Below are 15,504 nucleotides of genomic sequence, written 5' to 3' on the forward strand. Positions count from 1 at the left end.
GGCAGGCCTGCAAGCGCCCCAGAATTCAGGCGATAGCCGCGGCCGGCGGGGACGACAGGTTGCGCCGCAGCTGCGGGGAGGCCTCGAGCCGGTCCTGCGCCGAACGCAATGCCAGCACGGCCGTCTCCAGCTGCTCCGGTGGAAGCGTGAACGGCAACCGCAAGTACTGCTCAAACGCGCCGCCGACGCCGAACCGGGGTCCGGCGGCGAGCCGGATCCCGACGTCGGGGGCCAGCACCGCCAATGCCGTGCTGATCGGCGCCGGGAGTCGGCACCAGACGGACAGGCCGCCGTCGGGCCACTCGGGCTCCCAGCCCGGCAGGTGCTCCCGAATCAGTTCCACCAGTGTGTCCCGGTTCTCGCGCAGCGCGGACAGCCTGTCGGGGAGCGGCTCCGTCATGGCGTTGACCAGATGCGCCCCGGCCAGCTGCTCCACCACCGGCCCGCCCAGGTCCAGGGTGGTGCGGGCAGCGGCGAAGCGCCGGATGAGGGGCTCGCTGGCGCGGATCCAGCCGGTGCGCAGCCCAGCCCAGTGCGACTTGCTGAGGGAACCGAGGGAGACCACCGCCGGGCTGAAAGCGGCCATGGGGGTCGACGCGGCGCCGTCGAGGTTCAACTCCCGCAGCGTCTCGTCCACCACCAGCACAGTGCCCGACGCCGCGGCCGCCTTCACGAGCCGGCGCCGCTGGGAATCGGGCATCAGCCGGCCGGTGGGGTTGTGGAAGTCCGGCACCACGTACGCCATCGCGGGCCGCTGCTGGAGCAGCGCCGTTTCCATGGCCTCGAGGTCCCAGCCGCCTGCGCCGCTGTGGGCAAGGCCGTTGTGGGCGGGGCCGTTACCGCCTGCGCTGTGGCCCCGGCCGCCGGGGACTCCACCGTTATGGCCTGTGCCGCCGGGGGCCGCGGCAGGCATGGCCACCGGGACCGGTCGGCAGCCCGCAGCCTGGATCGCGTCGAGGGCGTTCGGGTAGCTCGGATGCTCCACCAGCACCTTGGTCCCGGACCGCCCGGCCAATGTGCGGAGCACAATGTTCAGCGCGTGCTGGGCGCCGGAGGTGACCAGGACCTGCGCGGCCGTTGTCGGGACCCCGGCGGCGGTGTACCGGGCCGCAATGGCTTCCCGGAGCGGGCCCACGCCCAGGGCGTCATAGCCGAAGCCCGGCAGCAGGGCCGGCAATTCGGTCAGGGCCGCGGCAAAGGCCCGGTGCACCACTTCGCCGCTGGCCGGCAGGGAGGCGTAAGCCAGGTCCAGGATCCCGTCCGGTACCGCCAGGCCGGGCGCGCCGCTCAGCCGCAGGGCTCCGTCGTGGCCGCCGGCATGCAAGGGCCCCTGGCTCGGGATGCAGCTCCGGCTCCGGCTGCCCTGGCCGCTGCTGAGGAAACCCTGCTCGCGCAGCAGGGCGTAAGCCGCGGTCACCGTGGTGCGGCTGATGCCAAGGGCCGCTGCCAGCGAGCGCTCGCTCGGCAGGGCGACGTCCAGGGCCACACGGCCGTCGAGGATGAGCAGGCGGACGACGTCGCCCAGCTCGCGGTAAGCGGGGGCGGCGCCGACGTTCCACTCGCCCAGCAGGCGGACCAGCGACCCCGGAGTCAAAGAGACGGACATAGAGCCAGTATCTCAAACTGGATATGGATTGCAAGGCCAGTTTTCGTGGAGGATGGAGACCATGTTGACCCGCAGACTCCTCCAGCTCTTCATCGGCCTCGCTCTTTACGGCATTTCCCTCGCCATGGTCATCCGCGCCAGCCTCGGCACGGCGCCGTGGGACGTGCTCCACCAGGGGCTGGCGGCCAGGACCGGGCTCAGCCTCGGCACGGTGGTGGTTGTTGTCAGCTTCCTGGTGCTGCTGCTGTGGATCCCGCTCCGGCAATGGCCCGGCGTCGGAACCCTGTGCAACGCCGTGCTGGTGGGGGTCTTCGCGGACATCGGGCTGGCCCTGATTCCACAGTTTTCGCATCTGGGCGGCCAGATCGGCCTGCTCGTCGGGGCCGTGCTGCTCAATGGCATCGCCTCCGCCTGCTACATCGGCGCCCGCCTGGGCCCGGGCGCAAGGGACGGGCTCATGACGGGCCTCGCCCGGCGGACGGGCTGGCCGGTCCGGTTGTGCCGCACGGGCATTGAAGTGGTGGTCCTTGGCGCGGGCTGGCTGCTGGGCGGCTCGGTCGGTGTGGGCACGGTGCTGTACGCGCTGGCCATTGGCCCCCTGGTGCAGTTGCTGCTGCCGCGGTTCACCGTTCCGGAAACGCATCCGGTCCCGGCGGCAGGAACTGAAGCCGCCGGAGCTGAAGCGGCCGGAATGGAAGCGGCCGGTTCTGAAACGGAAGCCGCCGTTGCCGGGACGGCTGTCCCTGTGGCGGCGGTCCCTGTGACGGCAGGCAGCGGCCCGGCCGATTGATTCCCGCGGGTTGATTTCCGCGGGCCCCGTCAGCCGGCGCCCTCTGATCCGGGGCCCGGCAGGGGCTGGCAGGTGGGGCAGTAGTAGATGTCCCGTTCCTCGGTGACAGTGCCGGCGCCGTTCTCCTTGCCCAGGACGCCGCGGCGGATCGGAGTGCCGCATTTGAGGCACGGCTGGTGCTCGCGCCGGTAGACCCAGTAGCCGGGACGCCCGGCGGTGCGGCCCACCGGCACGCCCCGGGCGTTCAGGACGGTGGTCCGCCGGCCCGGCCCGAGGTTGGCGGAGAGCAGGACCTGGGCGTCGGTGATGATGGCGGGAAGGTCCGGCACTGCCGAGACGGGCGACGCCGGATGGACGCCCGCGAGGAAGCAGGCCTCGCACCGGTAGATGTTTCCGATCCCCGCCAGCTTGCTCTGGTCCAGCAGGGCGACGCCGATCGGTACGTCCGGGGCTGCGAGCAGCCGGTGTTCGGCCTCGGCCGCGTCCCAGTCCGGGCCCAGCAGGTCCGGGCCGAGGTGCCCCACGATGGTGTCCTCCTGGTCGGTCCGGACCACCTCAAGGATGCCCAGGGAGAACCCGACGGCGTCGGCCGTGGCGGTCCGCAGCACGCAGCGGGCCGTGAAGCCGGGCTTCCGCCAGCGGCCCCCGGGCGGGTAGACCTGCCAGCTGCCCTCCATCTTCAGGTGCGAATGGATGGTGAGCCGGTCTCTGGGCGTCGGGCCCTGGACGCGCATCAGCAGGTGCTTGCCGCGGGGCACCACCTCGGCGACGGTCCAGCCGCCGAGCTTGAGGGTGGCGAAGCGCGGGACCCGGAAGTCGGAGGAGACGAGTTCCTTCCCGGCCAGGGCTGCGTGCAGCTGCGCGGCGGCGCGGAAGACCGAATCGCCCTCAGGCACGGATCCTCAGTCCCTTGGGGGTGGAATAGGCCCCGGCGTGGGCGAGGGCGGCCGCCACCGGGGTGTCCAGGATGCCGTGGCCGTTGACCTTTTCCATGATCAGCTTGTCCACCGCGCCTCGGGTCACCACACCCACCAGGGCCGTGCCGGCCGCGGCCAGGACGTCGGGGTCGTCGCTGAACGCGAGCAGGGTCTTGCCGCCGCGCTCGACGTACAGCGCCAGGGCGCCGTCGACCAGGACCACGAGGGCGCCGGCCTTCCTGCCCGGGCGGTGGCCGGTGCCGGCGTCGACGTTGAGCGCGGGCCATGGCAGCGCGGCGCCGTACGGGTTGGCAGGGTCGGTCGCGGCGAGGGCGAGGGCCACCGGTTCTGCCTTGTGCAGTTCGGCGTCCTCGACGTAGGACCGCAGCCGGTCCACCGTGGCCGGGACGGCGAACTGCGCCGCACCGAGGTGTTCGATGAAGTAGCCGCGGCGGCAGCGTCCGGCTTCCTCGAGCCGGGCCAGGACCTTGTACATGAGGCCGAAGCCGCCGAGGATGTTTTCTGCCATGACCGAGCCGCGGGTGACCACGCCGTAGCGGTCCAGCAGCAGCTCCGCGGTGGCCCGCGCATGGATGGTGGGATCGAGCTCCGGTGAGGGCAGCGCGGACCAGCGTCCTGCGGCGAGCGGGGGAGCGGGCGCGGTGCCGGTCACGGATCCGTACCGGCCGCCGGTGAGTCCCGGCGATCCGAGCAGGCCGGTGCCGTGCGCCCGTCCGAGCCGGCTGAGCCGCGGCGCGCGGGCCCGCGGGGCGCGCCCCACCTGCCGGTGCGCGGTGTGCCCGCCGGCGATCAGGGCCCTGACGGGGGCGAACGTGTCGCCGGTAATCCGGCCCGCCCAGGCGAGATCCCAGAGTGCTGCCACCACGTCCTGGTCGCTGAGCACCGAATCCATGCCGCCGGCAACCTCGGTCAGCTGCCGGAAGAAGTAGCCGCCGCCGTTGTTCTGCAGGTGCTCGAGGAGCCGTCGCTGCGCGTCGCCGGGTTCGAAGTCGATGGACGGGTTCAGCGTCAGTTCAGCCGAATCGGCGAGGTGCAGGCTCACCCAGCCGTCGTTGCCCGGCAGCGAGCCGGCACCGGACCAGAGGACCTCGCCGGCGGCCATGAGCTCGTCCAGCATGGCCGGCTGGTAGTTGGAGACGCGGCTGGCCAGGACAAGCGGCTCCCATGCCGAGGCCGGAATGGGCACGCCGGAGAGCTGGTCGATGGCCGTGATGATGCCGTCCAGGCCGCGGAGCGCCGACTGCCCGCGGCCGCCCGGGGTCCGCACGTTCTGCCAGGCGGGCAGGAACCGGCCGTAGGCGGCGGCGTCGACCGGCTCGACTTCGGCGCGGAGCGCGGCGAGGGAACGGCGGCGCAGCCTGCGGAGGACCTCGGCGTCGCACCATTCACTCACATTGGCCGGAGGCAAAAGGGGAGGCACAACAGTGGGCTGGAACGCCTCCTCGCCGGATCCATCCACGCCGGAACCCTCAACCCCGGATTCTTCACCGCCGGCTGCCGTGCTGGCCGACGTGACCGCCGGCGGCGCAGCGTGCGGGCGGAACTCTCCTTCCACCACGCGCCCGTCCGCGGCCAGCCGCTTCAGCGCCGTGCCGACGACGGCGACGCCCAGTCCCAGCCGCGCCGCGGCCTCGGCGGCGGTGAAGGGCCCGTGCGTGCGGGCGTAGCGCGAGACGAGGTCGCCGAGGGGGTCAGCGACCGGCTCGATGAAGGCCAGCGGCACACCCATGGGCAGCGGCACGCCGAGGGCATCCCGAAGCCGGGCGGCATCCTCGACCGCCGCAAAGCGCTCGACTCCGCCGATGTTGACCTTGATGGCACGGTTGGCACGCTGCAGGCCCGTGAGGTGGGCGGCGGCGTCGGCCTCCGTCGCCGGGCTTTCGGCTGGCAGCACCTCCGGGGTTTCGGCTAGCTCAGCCGGCAGGCCTTCGACAGGCTCAGCCGCCGGTGCGGTCCCGGCAGCCTCGCTTCCCTGGGCTGGGGCCGTGACCGGCTCCAGCCGGGCGGCGACCTCGTCCGGCGAGAGCGGACCGAGGAGGCGCAGGAGGTCCGCGACGCCCTCCAGCCCGCGCACCTGGCGGTCGCGGGCCAGCCGCTGCAGTTCGCGCTCGGTGGCCTCGATGACCTTCGCATCCAGCAGTTCGCGCAGCTCCACGCGGCCCATGAGCTCGTTGAGCAGGGTGGAATCGAGGGCCAGGGCGGCGGCCCGGCGCTCCGCCAGCGGGGAGTCGCCTTCGTAGAGGAACTGGGCCACGTAGCCAAAGAGCAAGGACTTCGCGAACGGGGAGGGCTGCTGGGTGGTGGTCTGGACGATCCTGAGCTCGCGGCGCTCGACCGACGCGGCGATGTCCTTCAGCGCCGGAAGGTCGTAGACATCCTGCAGGCACTCGCGGACCGTCTCGAGGACAATCGGGAACGTCGGGTACTTCCGGGCAACATCCAGCAGCTGCGCCGAACGCTGCCGCTGCTGCCACAAGGGCTGCCGCTTGCCGGGATTCTGCCGGGGCAGGAGCAACGCGCGGGCCGCGCACTCGCGGAACCGGGAGGCGAACAGGGCGCTCCCGCCGACCTCCGCCGTCACGATCTGCTCGATTTCCTCCGGGTCAAACAGGAACAACTCGGCGCCCGGCGGCTCATCCTCCATCATGGGCACGCGCAGCACGATGCCGTCGTCGGCGGCCATGGCCGAGCCGTCCATCCCGTAGCGCTGCTGCAGGCGCTGGCCCACGGCCAGGGCCCACGGTGCGTGCACGGGCATGCCGAAGGGGCTGTGCAGCACCACGCGCCAGTCGCCGAGCTCGTCGTGGAAGCGTTCGACCACTAGGGTCGTGTCGCTGGGGACCACCTCGGTGGCGAGCCGTTGTTCGGCGAGGTACTGGATCAGGTTGTTCGCGGCGTAATCGTCCAGTCCGCTGGCCTTGCACCGCTCGGTGGCCGGCCCGACGTCGGACGCCGCCAGTTCGCGCATGAATGCGCCGAGGGCGCGGCCCAGGTCCACCGGCCGGCCCAGGGAGTCGCCCTTCCAGAAGGGGAGCTTGCCGGGCTGGCCGAACGCCGGCGAGACCAGGACGCGGTCGTGCGTGATGTCCTCGATCTTCCAGCTGGTGGCGCCGAGGGCGAAGACGTCGCCAACCCGGGACTCATAGACCATTTCCTCATCGAGTTCGCCCACCCGGCGCCCGCCCTTGGCCGCGGCGGCGGCCGGGCTGGCTGCCCTGCCGTCCGCACCGGCGCCGCCGGAGGAGCCGCTACCGCCGGTGCCCTCGACTTCGGTGCCGATGATGTAGACGCCGAACAGCCCGCGGTCCGGGATGGTGCCGCCGGACGTGACGGCGAGCCGCTGCGCGCCGGGCCTGCCCTCGATGGTCCCGGCATTCCGGTCCCAGATGACCCGGGGGCGCAGTTCGGCGAACTCGTCCGAGGGGTAGCGCCCGGCCAAGAGGTCCAGGGTGGCCTCGAACGCGGAGCGGGGGAGCGAGGCGAACGGCGCCGACCGCCGGACCGTGTTGAACCAGTCCTCCACGTCGATGGCACCGAGGGCCGTGGCGGCGACCGTCTGCTGGGCCAGGATGTCCAGCGGGTTGGCCGGTACGCTCAGCCGCTCGATCTTGCCCGCGAGCATCCGCTCCACGGTGATGGCCGTGTGGACCAGGTCTGCCCGGTGCTTCGGGAACAGGACGCCCTGGGAGACTTCGCCAACCTGATGGCCGGCGCGGCCCACCCGCTGCAGACCACTGGCCACGGAGGGAGGCGACTCGACCTGCACCACCAGGTCCACTGCACCCATGTCGATGCCGAGCTCGAGTGAGGACGTGGCCACGACGCAGCGCAGCCGACCGGATTTCAGGTCATCTTCGATCAGGGCGCGCTGGTCCTTGGACACGGAGCCGTGGTGGGCGCGGGCCAGCACGGGATCGGCGCCGGCGCTGCTCCCGGCCTGGGCCATCATGTGGGCCGGTGTGGCGGTGGACGTGGGCTGCGCGGCGGCGCCGCCGGACGGCACGCCCACACCGCGGGACGGCATTGGACTCGGCACTGGACTCGGCACGCCCCGCGGCACGTCATTCGGCACGGCGTCGAAGTCCGGGGTGCTGGCGCCGAAGTCCGTCCAGCCGCCGCCGGCTGCCAGGAGCTGGCGTTCGGCGTAGATCTCGTTGAGCCGGGCGGTCAGCCGTTCGGCGAGGCGGCGGGAGTTCGCAAACACGATGGTGGACTGGTTGGCGAGCACCAGGTCCACGATCTTTTCCTCCACATGCGGCCAGATGGAGGCCTGGGGCTGCAGCCCGGAGGCCGGACCGGAGTCGAAGGCCCCGGCGGCGCCCTGGAGATCGGACATGTCCTCCACCGGGACGGAGACGGTCAGGTCCCAGTTCTTCCGTGACGGAGGGGCGACAATTTCCACCGGCGCCGAGCCGGCAAGGAACTGCGCCACCAGCTCCTTGGGTTCCACGGTGGCCGACAGCCCGATCCGCTGGGCGGGCTTGGGCAGCAGCGCGTCCAGCCGTTCCAGCGACACCGCCAGATGCGCCCCGCGCTTGGTGCCGGCGACGGCGTGGACCTCGTCGACAATGATCGTGTCCACCTCGCTGAGGGTTTCGCGGGCCTTGGACGTCAGCATCAGGAAGAGCGATTCCGGGGTGGTGATGAGGATATCGGGCGGGTGGCTGAGCAGCGAGCGGCGGTCCGACGCCGTCGTGTCCCCGGACCGGACGCCCACGGTAATGAGCGGGGCCGGCAGGTCCAGGCGTTTGGCGGTCTGCGTGATGCCGATCAGCGGCGCGCGGAGGTTGCGTTCGACGTCGACGCCGAGAGCCTTGAGCGGGGATATGTACAGCACGCGGGTCTTGCGCTGGGGCGCCTTGCCTCGAGCAGGCTTCCGGCGCCCGCCCTTGGCCGAGGGGTCCAGGCCGGGGAGGGCGTCGGGCTCTGCGGGCGCGGAGACGAGCAACCGGTCCAGCGCCCAGAGGAACGCGGCGAGCGTCTTGCCGGAGCCGGTGGGTGCGACGACGAGGGCGTGCGAACCGGAGGAGATGGCATTCCAGGCGCCGTTCTGGGCCGGTGTGGGCGCGGAAAAAGCGCCCAGGAACCAGTCCCGGGTCGGCCGGCTGAACCGGTCCATGGCGTCGGCCGCGAGTGTGCCGCCGGCGAGCTCCTGCCCCTTCATTCCTCCATCATGCCCTACCCCGCCGACACTATTGGCCGGGCCACATCATGGGGCAGCGGGTCCCGCGGCGGCCAGGTGCCCCGGGACGGGCGGAGCGCAGACGCGCTGGAGCAGAGACGCGGGGGACGGGTGTTACTTGGGCTGGAAGGCACCGATGGTCAGCAGGTTGATCTCCGTGTTGGTGCAGGCGTCCAGTTGCTGCGGAATGAACAGCGACGCGGTGTCGTTGGGCGGGTAGACCCGGAATCCTGCCGCCGGTGTCTTGGTGCAGTCCGGGTAGTTGGCGGCCTGGGTGTAGCGCAGGGTGGCTGTGCCGGCCTTGCCCGGGGCGAGCGTGACGTCGGTGACCGGGCCCGAGTCGTCGCGGGTGGCGGCGGCGCCGATCGGCTCACCGTCGGCCCCTGCTGTGAGGGAGACGCCCGCGAAGCCCTTCAGCAGGCACGGTTCGGTGCCGGAGTTGGTCAGGATCAGCTGCATGTAGATGCTGCCGGCCGCGCCGCCGCCGGTGGCATCGGTGGTGCCGGTCAGGCTTGCGGCCTTGCACAGCTGGGGGCCTGCCTTGGCGGTGGACGGTGCGGCGGCGGCAGAGGATTCCGGCGCGGCGGCGGACGTCGCCGGCGGCTGGCTGGTCTCCGTGGCAGACGGGCTGGGCGGGGACGCGGCCGACTGGGCCTGCGTCGAGCTGCCCCCGCAGCCGCTGAAGAGGAGGGCCGCCGCGGCAGCCGTTGTCACAACCAGTGCGTGCTTCATTCGCTGAGACCTCATGGCTCAACCATTATCCCCGCCGTTGCCTTAGTCAACGATGCCACTGCGACGGAGCCCGATTGATGTCCGGATTGTGATTTCCCGGCATCGGCCGAGGTCAACTGCGCCGCGTGCTGCTTCCCGGAGCCGGCGAGCAGCTGCCCTAGTCGGTCTCGGGCCCCGAGCAGTAGTGGCAGTCGTCGGGGCAGGAAGCGGCCCAGGGGTCCGTCCCGGCCGCGGACCCGGACAGGATTTCCGGCTGCCGTGCCAGCGCCGTAGGCCGGTCAGTTGCCAGCATGGCCAGCGCCTCCGGGGTCTGCCACGCTCAGTTCAAAGCCGTCGGCAACGTGGAACAGCTGCCGGTGCCCGCCGTCGGAGAGCACCCATACGACATCGCCGTCGGGCGTGCGGTTGTCGACCAGGCCCGCGTGCTCAAGGCGGCCGCCGCGGTGGAGGTGGACGGCGTCGCCGATCTCGACGTCGTCCCAATGGGCGGCGCTGCCGGAAGGCCGGTTTTTCTGCAAGGTCATGAGGAGTCCTGAACGGTCACGGGGAAACGAGGATGTGACCCAGCTAACCGTGGAATGGCCTTCCGCCTCAATGGTCAAGTGAATGAGACACTGTCTTACTGTTGTGCACAAGTCCAGGGACGGAACTCCAGGGCCGGAGCCCCCGGTAGAACTCCGGGCGCTAGGCGGCCGTCTACGTGTCCGTGCGGGCTGCGCGGCGGCGGGTCAGCCAGGCAAAGGTGGGCGGAGGGGGCGGCGGGACAGCCGCTGCCGCGGCCGCCGTGCGCCCCGAGGTGCCCCCCGCTGCCGCGCGGCGCCGGCGCAGTTCCAGGGCGAGGCTCTCCTGGCCACGGGCCATCGCCCAGCGGTGGTTGGCGGCGAAGGCCGGCTTCAGCAGCCAGCTCAGCCGCCGCAGCAGGGGCTTGGCGGCGCTGACGCGCCAGTCGTAGGTGATGACCGTTTCCGGCCCATCCTCTTCAAAGGTCCAGCGGCCGGTGCCGTTCAGATCGCCTGCCGCGGTGAGGGCGAAGCCGCGGGCCGTGACGGGCTCCGTAACCGTGAGGGTCCAGCGGAGCGTATAGGGCAGCCAGCCCTTCGTGTACAGGCGCGTGGGGCGCGGAATGCCGGGCCCGGGCTCCGGTCCGCCGGCCACGGGCTCGATGCTGAGATAGACGGAAGGCCACCACCGGGGCAGGGCCGTGGCGTCGCCCAAGACCGCCGCGACCTCCTCCGGCGTGCCCGCCACGCGCCAGACGGTCCGGAACTCATAATCTGTGCTGCCCATCGGAGCCTCCTTTCAGCCCTGCGTGGATGCCCTCACTATCAATTCGGGCGGAAAGACCACCTGGGTGGGTGCAAAGCCGTCCTCCGATGCCGCCTCCCGGAGCAACAGTTCCAGTGCGGTGGAGCCGATGAGGGCGCTGGGCTGCCGGATGGAGGACAGCGGCACGACGGCGGCGGCGGCGAACTCTATGTCGTCGTAGCCGATCAGGGCGATCTCCTGCGGCACTTTGACGCCGCCCATGAGCATCAGGCCCTGCAGGGCACCCACGGCAAGCAGGTCGTTGGCTGCAAAGATCGCATCCGGGCGTTCGGCTTCGGGCCGGGACCGGATGGACTCGCCGGCCGCCCTGCCCGAAAGCACGGTCAGAGATTCCGTGGCGATGACCTCGAGCGTTGCACCCGCCACGGCGTCGATGGCCTTCCGCGCCCCTGCCAAACGGTCCGCCACCTGCCGGATGCTTGCCGGGCCGCCGATAAACGCGATGCGCCGCCTGCCCAGCGACAACAGGTGGGCCGCAGCCATCTCCCCGCCCGCCAGGTCGTCCACGGCCACCGAGGAGAAGCTCGTGTTCTCTGTCTGCCTGTCCACGAGCACTGTCGGGATGCCCCGGCGCCGGAGCTGCTCCAACCGGGGGATCACATTTCCTACCGGGGACAGCAGCACGCCCCGCACGCGCTGCTGCTCAAAGAGGTCCAGATACGCGGATTCCCGGCCCTCGTCCTCGTTGCTGTTGCCGACGAGGACGGTGAAGTTCTCCGCGGCGGCGCGGTCCTCCGCGCCCCGGGCCAGATCCGAGAAGAAGGGGTTCGCAGCATCCAGGACCACCAGGCCGATGCTGTGGCTCATGCCCGCGCGCAACTGGCGCGCGGCGTCGTTCCGGACGAAGCCGAGCTTGTCGATGGCGGACTGGACCCTCAGGGTAACTTCCGCGGAAACCTTCTGCGGCCGGTTCAGCACATTGGAGACCGTCCCCACCGAGACGCCGGCCAGTGCCGCGACGTCCTTGACGCTCGCTGAAACCATTTCCTGTGCTCCTGAAGGTGGACGCCGCAGCCTTTGGGGCCAGGCGGCGCGTACGCAAAATAGTCACTTCAGGATACCCGCCCGGGGTCCACTTTGAACCCTTTCATTGAAACGAATCAAAAGCGACGTCTCGAATCCCTGAGGTCAGTTGACGTGTTGATTCGAAGACCTTATGATTCAAATCACAACTCGTTATGAAACGATTCATTGCAGTGTTCACTAAGCCCCAAAGGTGCGGTCAATTTTATGCAGCAGACACACAGTTCCCGGTCCGGCCCCGCTGAGGGGGAGCAGGTTCCGGTTCTCTCGCTCTCCCACGCAGCCAAGACCTTTGGCCCGGTGGTCGCCCTGGCCGACGGCACCATCCACATCGAGGCTGGCGAAATCCACGCACTCGTCGGCGAGAACGGCGCCGGCAAGTCCACGCTGGTGAAAATCCTCGCAGGCCTGCACCACCCCGATTCCGGCGACTTCCAGGTGGCAGGCCAGAGCGTCCAGTTCCGCAATGTTGCCGAGAGCAAGGACGCCGGAATCTCGGTCATCTATCAGGAACCCACGCTCTTCCCGGACCTGAGTGTCGCGGAGAACATTTTCATCGGCCGCCAGCCCAAGGGCCGCTTCGGGCTCATCAGCAAAGCGACCATGGTCAGGGAGGCGCGCAAGCTGTTCGAGCGGCTTGGCGTTCCGATCGACCCGACCCGCATCGCCGAAGGCCTGTCCATCGCGGACCAGCAAATCATTGAAATCGCCAAGGCCATTTCGCTGGACGCCAAAGTCCTGGTAATGGACGAGCCCACGGCAGCCCTCAGCGGCGTCGAGGTCGAACGGCTGTTCTCCGTGGCCCGGAGCCTCCGGGACCGCGGGACCGGCATCCTCTTCATTTCGCACCGTTTCGACGAGGTCTTTGACCTGTGCGACCGCATCACCGTGATGCGGGACGGCCGGTATATCTCCACCCACCGCACGGCCGACGTCACCGTCGAGCAGATCGTTCGCGAGATGGTGGGCCGCGACATTGGCGCCCTGTTCCCCAAGACCCCGGCCGAGATCGGCGACGTGGTCCTGAAAGTGGACGGCCTCAGCCGCGCCGGGGTGTTCCGCGATATCAGCTTCGAGGTCCGCGCCGGGGAAATTGTTGCCTTGGCCGGCCTCGTCGGCGCCGGCCGCACCGAGGTGGCCCGTGCCGTATTCGGCATCGACCCCTACGACGCCGGCGATATTACCTTCGACGGACGCAAGCTCAGGCCGCGGAATCCCCAGGTGGCCATCACCGCCGGCATGGGCTTCGTGCCGGAGGACCGCCGCAAGCAGGGCCTCGTGATGGACCTGTCCGTGGCCCGGAACGTCACGCTCACGCTGCGCAACAAGTACACGACGGCGGGCCTGATTAACGGGGGCGCCGAGCGGCGCGCGGCCCAGGAATGGAGCAAACGGCTCCAGGTCAAGACCGGCTCGCAGGAGTACGCCGTCTCCACGCTCTCCGGCGGCAACCAGCAAAAGGTGGTGCTCGCCAAGTGGCTGGCCACGGACCCGCGGCTGCTGATCATCGACGAGCCCACCCGCGGCATCGACGTCGGCACCAAGAGCGAGGTCCACCGGCTCATTTCGGACCTCGCCGGGCGCGGGATCGCGATCCTGATGATCTCCTCCGAACTGCCCGAGGTCCTCGGCATGGCGGACCGCGTCCTGGTCATGCGCGAAGGCCGGATCACCGCCGAACTCGACCGTGCCGATGCGAACCCCGAATCGGTCATGCACGCCGCCACGTCTTCCGCAGGAGGAACCCTGTGAGCTCAGCTCTGGACCACAAGAACGCAACGACGCCGGCACCCGACGCCGGCGCCCGGGGCGCCGTCGCCTCGCTGCTGCGGATGCGCGAACTCCCCGTGCTGATCGCGCTGGCACTGCTGGTACTCGTCACCTACCTGATCAACCCGCTGTTCCTCACCGCGCAGGGCGTGAAGGACCTGCTGCTCAACGCCACGATCATCATGATTCTGGCGGTGGGGCAGACCCTGCTGATCATCACCAGGAACATCGACCTTTCCGTCGGCTCCATGCTGGGGCTGGTCGCCTTCGGCACCGGCTCCCTCTTCTCGGCCATGCCCGACGTGCCGATCATCGCAGTCTTTGTGATCGGCATGGCCTTCGGGGCGCTGCTGGGCGCCGTCAACGGCGCCCTGGTCACGCTGGCCAAAGTGCCCGCCCTGGTCATCACCCTCGGGACGCTCTACGTGTACCGCGGCCTGAACAACGCCTGGGCCGGCGGCAAGCAGTACTTCGCCGGCGACCGTCCGGAGGAGTTCGGCGCCCTCTCGGTGAACACCTTTCTGGGGTTCCCCGTCATCACGCTGCTGGCCATCGTCGTCGTGATCGCCGTCGCCATCTACATGTCCGGCACCCGCCCGGGCCGTGACCTGTACGCCATCGGCTCGGACCCGGACGCGGCCACCGCGTTCGGCATCAAGGTCTCCAAGCGCGTGTTCCTCGCGTTCCTGGCCAACGGCGCGCTCGCCGGCCTGGCCGGTGTGCTTTACGCCAGCCGCTTCAACTCCGTCGGCGCCACCACCGGCACCGGGATGGAACTGACCGTGGTGGCGGCCGCCGTCGTCGGTGGTGTGGCCATCTTCGGCGGCAGCGGATCGGTGACCGGGGCCGCGCTCGGCGCCGTCCTCCTGACCACCATCACCAGCTCCCTGACCGCCCTGCGGGTGGACAAATTCTGGCAGCAGGCGATCGTCGGCGTGCTGATCCTCGCCGCCATCATCATCGACCGCGTGGCCAGCCTGCGCACAGCCAAGAAACTGCGGATTAGCGAGGCTCGCAATGTCTGAAACCACGTCCACCACCAGCACGGCGCCGGCTCCCGTGGCTGACAACACCAAGCCACTGGCCAGCGAACCGAAGGGCCGGACCGGCGCCGCGCGGATCCTGATGGGCCGTGACGCCGTCACCATCTACGCCCTGATTGCTTTCCTGATCTACGCCGCCATCGCCATCCCGCGCTTCGCCTCGCCGGTCACCACCGGCTTCCTGCTCCTGGACGTCATCCCGGTCCTGCTGATTGCCATGCCGATGACACTGATCATCATCACGGGCGAAATCGACTTGTCCGTGGCCAGCACCGCCGGCCTGACCAGCGCCCTGATGGGCGTCCTCTGGGCCGGCGGGACGGACATCTGGCTGGCCCTGGCAATCAGCCTGCTGGCAGGAATTGCCGCCGGCATGTTCAACGGCTTCCTGATCGCGGTCCTCGGACTGCCCTCCCTGGCGGTCACCATCGGCACCCTGGCGTTGTTCCGCGGCCTGGCCCTGGTCATCATCGGCGACAACGCCGTGGCCAACTTCCCCAAGGCGCTGACCGCCTTCTTCACCTCCAAAATCGGCGGCACCGGCATCCCCACGGTGATGATCGGCGTCGTCGTGGTGATGGTCTTCTTCGGCGTGCTGCTGCACTTCACACCGTTCGGACGCGGCCTCTATGCGATGGGCTACAGCAAGGAAGCCGCCAGCTTCGTCGGGATCAACGTCGCCCGCAGCAAGTTCTGGCTCTACGTCGGGTCCGGCGCCGTTTCGGCTCTCGCCGGCATCTACTGGACGCTGCGCTACACAAGCGCCCGCAGCGACAACGCCTCCGGCCTGGAACTGGCCGTCATCGCCGCCGTCCTGCTGGGCGGCGTGTCGATCTTCGGCGGCAAGGGCTCCATCCCCGGCGTCATCGCCGGCGTCCTGCTGATCGGCACGCTCAACTACGCCCTCCGCCTGGCCCGGGTGTCCGACGTCGTCCTCATCACGGTGACCGGACTGCTGCTGATCCTCTCAGTGGTGGCGCCGAGCATCGGCTCCGCCATCAGGCAATGGCGGCACGCCCGCCGCGTCCGCCGAAGTTTCACCCGCAAGACCACCTGAAATCTGCACACCACAACAAACCGCGCCCGCCTGGGAC

Annotated in this window: 12 protein-coding genes; 4 read left to right on the plus strand and 8 right to left on the minus strand. The window is 70.1% G+C overall.

Features of this window, described 5'->3' with window-relative positions; all coding sequences use genetic code 11:
* Positions 1–25: 25 nt before the first annotated feature.
* Positions 26–1,606 (minus strand): MocR-like transcription factor YczR, encoded by a 1,581-nt coding sequence (gene yczR / locus AC1D0A_RS14020; RefSeq protein WP_476946064.1) that lies wholly within the window; start codon positions 1,604–1,606, stop codon positions 26–28.
* Positions 1,607–1,667: 61 nt separating this feature from the next.
* Between yczR and yczE the strand changes: the two genes are divergently transcribed.
* Positions 1,668–2,396, plus strand: coding sequence for a membrane protein YczE (gene yczE, locus AC1D0A_RS14025; protein ID WP_476946065.1), 729 nt, complete (start codon positions 1,668–1,670; stop codon positions 2,394–2,396).
* 29 nt (positions 2,397–2,425) lie between these two features.
* Here the strand turns inward: yczE and AC1D0A_RS14030 are convergent, their stop codons facing one another.
* The 7 genes from AC1D0A_RS14030 to AC1D0A_RS14060 all read right to left on the minus strand — a co-directional run bounded on the left by AC1D0A_RS14030 (position 2,426) and on the right by AC1D0A_RS14060 (position 11,558).
* On the minus strand, positions 2,426–3,292 hold the full coding sequence (locus AC1D0A_RS14030; RefSeq protein ID WP_476946066.1) for a DNA-formamidopyrimidine glycosylase family protein: 867 nt from the start codon (positions 3,290–3,292) through the stop codon (positions 2,426–2,428).
* Entirely contained in the window at positions 3,285–8,498 is a 5,214-nt protein-coding gene (locus AC1D0A_RS14035; RefSeq protein ID WP_476946067.1) for an Lhr family helicase, read from the minus strand. Before AC1D0A_RS14035 ends, AC1D0A_RS14030 begins: the two co-directional genes overlap by 8 nt.
* Positions 8,499–8,630: 132 nt before the next feature.
* On the minus strand, positions 8,631–9,263 hold the full coding sequence (locus tag AC1D0A_RS14040) for a DUF4232 domain-containing protein (protein WP_476946068.1): 633 nt from the start codon (positions 9,261–9,263) through the stop codon (positions 8,631–8,633).
* 142 nt (positions 9,264–9,405) lie between these two features.
* A complete protein-coding gene (locus AC1D0A_RS14045) occupies positions 9,406–9,540 on the minus strand; it encodes a hypothetical protein (protein WP_275450882.1) in 135 nt (44 codons plus the stop codon).
* Entirely contained in the window at positions 9,527–9,772 is a 246-nt protein-coding gene (locus tag AC1D0A_RS14050; protein ID WP_243182154.1) for a hypothetical protein, read from the minus strand. Before AC1D0A_RS14050 ends, AC1D0A_RS14045 begins: the two co-directional genes overlap by 14 nt.
* Positions 9,773–9,944: 172 nt before the next feature.
* Positions 9,945–10,535, minus strand: coding sequence for an SRPBCC family protein (locus tag AC1D0A_RS14055; RefSeq protein ID WP_243182155.1), 591 nt, complete (start codon positions 10,533–10,535; stop codon positions 9,945–9,947).
* A gap of 12 nt (positions 10,536–10,547) precedes the next feature.
* Positions 10,548–11,558 (minus strand): LacI family DNA-binding transcriptional regulator, encoded by a 1,011-nt coding sequence (locus tag AC1D0A_RS14060; RefSeq protein WP_028277166.1) that lies wholly within the window; start codon positions 11,556–11,558, stop codon positions 10,548–10,550.
* Positions 11,559–11,804: 246 nt separating this feature from the next.
* On the opposite strand from AC1D0A_RS14060, the gene AC1D0A_RS14065 reads away from it, so the two are divergent.
* The 3 genes from AC1D0A_RS14065 to AC1D0A_RS14075 are packed head-to-tail and all read left to right on the plus strand — an operon-like array spanning position 11,805 to position 15,467.
* Positions 11,805–13,349, plus strand: coding sequence for a sugar ABC transporter ATP-binding protein (locus AC1D0A_RS14065; RefSeq protein ID WP_476943883.1), 1,545 nt, complete (start codon positions 11,805–11,807; stop codon positions 13,347–13,349).
* A complete protein-coding gene (locus AC1D0A_RS14070) occupies positions 13,346–14,392 on the plus strand; it encodes an ABC transporter permease (protein ID WP_476946069.1) in 1,047 nt (348 codons plus the stop codon). Before AC1D0A_RS14065 ends, AC1D0A_RS14070 begins: the two co-directional genes overlap by 4 nt.
* Positions 14,385–15,467, plus strand: coding sequence for an ABC transporter permease (locus tag AC1D0A_RS14075; protein WP_476946070.1), 1,083 nt, complete (start codon positions 14,385–14,387; stop codon positions 15,465–15,467). The genes AC1D0A_RS14070 and AC1D0A_RS14075 overlap by 8 nt, the downstream gene beginning before the upstream one ends.
* Positions 15,468–15,504: the final 37 nt, after the last annotated feature.

This window comes from Arthrobacter sp. P1_D4 (genome assembly GCF_056406115.1).